Annotated in this window: 2 protein-coding genes; one reads left to right on the forward strand and one right to left on the reverse strand. The window is 68.9% G+C overall.

Annotated features, from left to right (window positions below; translation table 11 throughout):
- Positions 1-127: 127 nt before the first annotated feature.
- Positions 128-1,642, reverse strand: coding sequence for an acetyl-CoA hydrolase/transferase family protein (locus tag ACVOLJ_RS20770; protein WP_475279475.1), 1,515 nt, complete (start codon positions 1,640-1,642; stop codon positions 128-130).
- Positions 1,643-1,988: 346 nt separating this feature from the next.
- On the opposite strand from ACVOLJ_RS20770, the gene glnE reads away from it, so the two are divergent.
- Positions 1,989-4,784: a bifunctional [glutamate--ammonia ligase]-adenylyl-L-tyrosine phosphorylase/[glutamate--ammonia-ligase] adenylyltransferase gene (gene glnE, locus ACVOLJ_RS20775; protein WP_481564984.1), complete on the forward strand. Its 2,796-nt coding sequence runs from the start codon at positions 1,989-1,991 to the stop codon at positions 4,782-4,784.
- Positions 4,785-4,892 lie beyond the last annotated feature (108 nt).

A 4,892-nucleotide genomic window follows, 5' to 3' on the forward strand; every position in this document is an offset into this window, starting at 1 on the left:
CCGCCTCCGGCGCGTGGCGGTGCGGCCGCGCCCCCCCCCGCCCGCGGCGGCGGCCGCCCCCCCCCCCCCCCCGGGGGGGCGGCGGGGTCGGGGGGGCCTCCCGCCCGGCGAGCGCACAGCGCGGGCTTCAGCCCTTCATCGTGCCGGTATCCAGCCAGCGCTGGTGCCACGACAGCGCTTCGGGCAGCAGGTGCGGGGTGTGCTTGCCGTAGCTCTCGCGGCTGGCGCGGTCGAAGTAATCCTGCAGCTGCGCGCGGAAATCCGGGTGCGCGCAGTTGTCGATCAGCACCTGTGCACGCTTGCGCGGGGTCAACCCGCGCAGGTCGGCCAGGCCCTGTTCGGTCACGATCACCGACACATCGTGCTCGGTGTGGTCGACATGGCTGGCCATCGGCACGATCGCCGAAATGGTGCCGTTCTTGGCCGTGGACGGGCTGAGGAACGCCGACAGGAAACCGTTGCGGGCGAAATCGCCCGAACCGCCGATGCCGTTCATGATCCGCGTGCCCATCACGTGCGTCGAATTGACGTTGCCGTAGAGGTCCACTTCGATCATGCCGTTCATGCCGATGCAGCCCAGGCGACGCACCAGCTCGGGATGGTTGGAGATTTCCTGCGTGCGCATGATGATGCGCTCGCGGTAGAAATCGATGTTCTCCTTGAACGTCTCGTTGGCCTGCGGGCTCAGCGCGAAGCCGGTGCACGAGGCATAGCTCAGCACGCCGTCGCGCAGCAGGTCGAGCATGCCGTCCTGGATCACTTCGGTGAACGCGGTCAGGTCACGGAAGCCGCTCCTGGCCAGGCCGGCCAGCACCGCATTGGGGATGTTGCCCACGCCCGACTGCAGCGGCAGCAGGTTGGCCGGCAGGCGGCCGCGCTTCACTTCGTGCTTGAGGAAGTCGATCAGGTGCGCGGCAATCTGCTCGCTGCAGGTATCGATCGGGCTGAACGGGCTGTTGCGGTCCGGGCCGTTGGTGCGCACCACCGCTACGATCTTGTCCGGGTCGCAGCGCAGCGCGGTTTCACCGATACGGTCGTTGGCATTCACCAGCGGAATCGGTTTGCGGTGCGGCGGCAGTGCGGTGCCGTAGTAGATGTCATGCATGCCATCGACGCCGGCCGGCTGCCACTCGTTGACCTCGACGATCACCTTCTTGGCCAGGTCCAGCCAGGTCTTGTTGTTGCCCAGCGAGGTGGACGGCACCAGCGAGCCGTCTTCGCGGATGGCCGACACTTCGACCACGGCGGTATCGATATCGCCATAGAAGCCGAACCAGACATGCTGGGCAACGTGGCTGAGGTGGATGTCGATGTAATCCAGCTTGCCCTCGTTGATGCGGTTGCGCGCATCCGGGTCGCTCTGGAACGGCATGCGCATGGCGATGCCATCGGCCTTGGCCAGCGCACCGTCCAGTTCCGGGGCGGTGGATGCACCGGTCATCAGGCTGATCTGGAAGGGCAGGCCCTGGGCGTGCACCGCTTCGATGCGGCGGGCCAGTTCGACGGGAACGGCCTTGGGGTAACCGGAGCCGGTAAAGCCGCTCATGGCCACGGTTTCACCGGGCTGGATCAGCGCGGCTGCGGCCTCGGCGGAGACCACGCGGTCACGAAGACGCGCGTTGGCGATGCGATCAACAGTCATGACGACAGCATTTCTGGAGGGAACCCCGATTATCGGCCATCCCCCGCCGTACGGGGGCGCGACCTTCGTGGAATGGCGTTTCGCCCACGCGTGCTCCCCTGCCCACCGGTTTTGTTTTGCAGTGCAGCGTGCAAAGTCCTTTCGCACACCGCACGATGGCCCTGCATCCCGACGTGGGGGAGGGAGCAGAGCCCGCTGGCAGTTCGCTGCAAGCGGGCTTTTTTATTGCCCGACGGCCAAGATGAATGCGCGGCTCGCGGTTGTCGGTAGTGCCGGCCGCTGGCCGGCAACCTCGATAGCCTGTGCCGAACAGCGACCGGCATGACCGGGCCGATACAATCGGCGCATGACCCTCGCCCCCGTCGAAGTACCCGCCGCCCTGCAGCCCCTCGTCGATCGCGCGTTGGCGCGCCTGGCCCAGGCGCTCTCCGACCCGATCCCCGCCGCGCTGCAGCCGATGCTGGTGCACCTGGCCCTCAGCAGCGACTTCGCGATCGACACGCTGGTGCGCCAACCGGCGTTGCTGGCGCAGCTGGCCGCACCGGGTTGCCCGCCGATCGCCGCGCCAGTGCTCGACCCGCTGCAGCCCAGCGACTGGCCCGCGCAGCTGCGGCGCTGGCGCACGGCCATGTCCACCCGGCTGATCTGGCGGGACCTGGCCGGCCTGGACGATGTCGCGCAGACCCTGGCCGGTGCCACCACGCTGGCCGAGGACTGCCTGCGGCTGGCGTTGCAGGCGCTGCAGCAGGAGTTCGCCCAGCGCCACGGTGTCATTGCCGATGAGCACGGACAGCCGCAGCAGCTGGTGGTGTTCGGGCTGGGCAAGCTGGGCGGTGGCGAGCTCAACTTCAGTTCCGACGTCGATCTGGTCTACGCCTACGTGCAGGGGGGAGAGTCCGATGGCGCGCGCCCGCTTGCCGCCGAGGAGTATTTCGCCCGGCTCGGCCAGCGCCTGGCCAAGCTGCTGGACGACACCACCGTCGATGGCTTCAGCCACCGCGTCGACCTGCGCCTGCGCCCGTTCGGCAGCGCCGGCCGCGTGGCGCTGTCATTTGCGGCGATGGATCAGTATTTCCAGCGCGAAGGCCGCGACTGGGAACGCTATGCCTGGCTGAAGGCGCGCGCGGTGGCCGGTGACATCACTGCCGGCGAGGCCTGGCTGCAGACGCTGCGCCCGTTCGTATACCGGCGCTACCTGGATTTCACCGCACTCGATGGCCTGCGCGAGATGAAGGCGGCGATCACCGCCGAAGTGGCGCGCCGCGAGATGCACGACGACATCAAGCGCGGCGCCGGTGGCATCCGCGAAATCGAATTCCTGTGCCAGGCATTGCAGCTGATCCGCGGTGGCCGTGAGCCGGCGCTGCGCGAGCGCCGCCTGCTGGTGGCGCTGGACGCACTGATGGCCGCCGGGCAGATTGCTGCCGAAGACGGCGCCGCGCTGCGTGAGGCCTACCTGTTCCTGCGCCGGTTGGAAAACCGCCTGCAGATGCTGCGCGATGCGCAGACCCACGTATTGCCCAGCGACCTGCTGGACCGCGAGCGCATTGCTGTCGGTCTCGGTTACCCGGGCTGGGACGCACTGCGTGCCGCGCTGAGCGTGCAGCAGCAGCGGGTCAGTACTGAATTTGCCGCGTTGCTGGCCCCGCGCAAGGGCCAGGCCGCGCCCGATGCACTGGCCAACTACTGGCGCAGCCTGCCCGAGGGCAGCAACGCGCCGCTGCTGGCCGAGGCCGGCTTCCTCGATGCCAATGGTGCCGACCAGTCGCTGCGCGATTTCGCCCAGGGCTCGGGCGTGAAGTCGCTGTCCGATGCCGCGCGTGCGCGCCTGGACCGCGTGCTGCCGGCGCTGCTGCATGCGGCCACCCGTTCGCCACAGCCGGATGCCGCGCTCAAGCGCGTGCTCGGTCTGCTGCAGGCGGTGCTGCGCCGTACCAGCTACCTGGCACTGCTGGACGAACAACCCAGCGCGCTGGCGCGGTTGGTGGATGTGCTGGCGCGCAGTGCGCTGCTGGCCGAACGCCTGGCCGCCTATCCGCTGCTGCTGGACGAACTGCTGGACGTGCGGGTGTCCGGGCCGATGCCCGACGCGGCCGGCATGCTGGCCGAGTGCCAGCAGGTGCTGGCCGTTGAAGATCCCGAATCCGCGTTGCGCTGGCTCAACGAAACGCGGCTGGCGCTCAGCTTCCGCATGGCGATGGCCACGCTGGATGGCCGCCAGGGTGCGGTGGACAGCACCCGGCAACTGGCCGAACTGGCGCAGGCAGTGGTGGTCACGGTGCTGGCGATGGCCGAGGCCGACATGCACGCCGCACACGGAGCGATTGCCGGCGGGCGCTTTGCGATCATCGGCTACGGCAGCCTGGGCGGGCTGGAGCTGGGCTTCGGTTCTGACCTTGACCTGGTGTTCCTGCACGACAATCCCGCCGGCGTGGATGCCAGCGATGGCGCGCGCCCGCTGGAGCCGGGGCGCTGGTACGCGCGTCTGGCGCAGAAGGTGATGGCGCTGCTGGGCGCGGTCACCGCCGCCGGGCGCCTGTACGACATCGACGTGCGCCTGCGCCCGGATGGTGGCAAGGGCTCGCTGGTGTCATCGCTGGCCAGCTACACCGAATACCAGCGCGAACGCGCGTGGACCTGGGAACACCAGGCACTGGTGCGCGCACGCGGCGTGGCTGGCGATGCCAGCCTGCTGGCCGATTTCGAACAGGTGCGTGCACAGACGCTGGGCCGCGAACGCGATGCCGGTGTGCTGTATGCCGATGTGCTGAAGATGCGCGGGCGCATGCGCACCGAACTGGACCGCAGTGATGCTGCACGGCTGGACCTGAAGCAGGGCCCCGGTGGCGTGGTCGACCTGGAGTTCCTGCTGCAGACCGGTGTGCTGGCGCGCAGTGCGCAGCAGCCGGCACTGCTGCAGCCACGCGATACGCCGTCGTTGATCGATGCACTGGCGTTGGCCGGGTTCGTGCCGGAAGACACCGCGCAGGCGTTGCATGGCGCGCATGCCACGCTGCTTGAAGTGGGATTGGCCTGCACGCTGGATCGCCGTCCGCGGCTGGCCCCGACCACGCCAGCGATTGAAGATGCGTGTGCGGTGATCACGGCGGCGTGTGTTGCAGCGGAACTGCCGTTCGTCTGACCGGCTGCAACAACTGTAGCGGCGCTGGGTGGGTGGCGCCCGATGGGAGGGCCCGACCCCGCAGCGGTCAAGGGGCCCGGCACCCCCCGCCCCACCAACGGGGGGCCC

It is taken from the genome of Stenotrophomonas sp. STEN046 (genome assembly GCF_056759755.1).

Excerpts from the sequence above, each read along its gene's own strand:
- glnE (WP_481564984.1), top strand. The coding sequence starts at position 1,989 with ATGACCCTCGCCCCCGTCGAAGTACCCGCCGCCCTGCAGCCCCTCGTC.
- ACVOLJ_RS20770 (WP_475279475.1), bottom strand. The coding sequence starts at position 1,642 with ATGACTGTTGATCGCATCGCCAACGCGCGTCTTCGTGACCGCGTGGTC.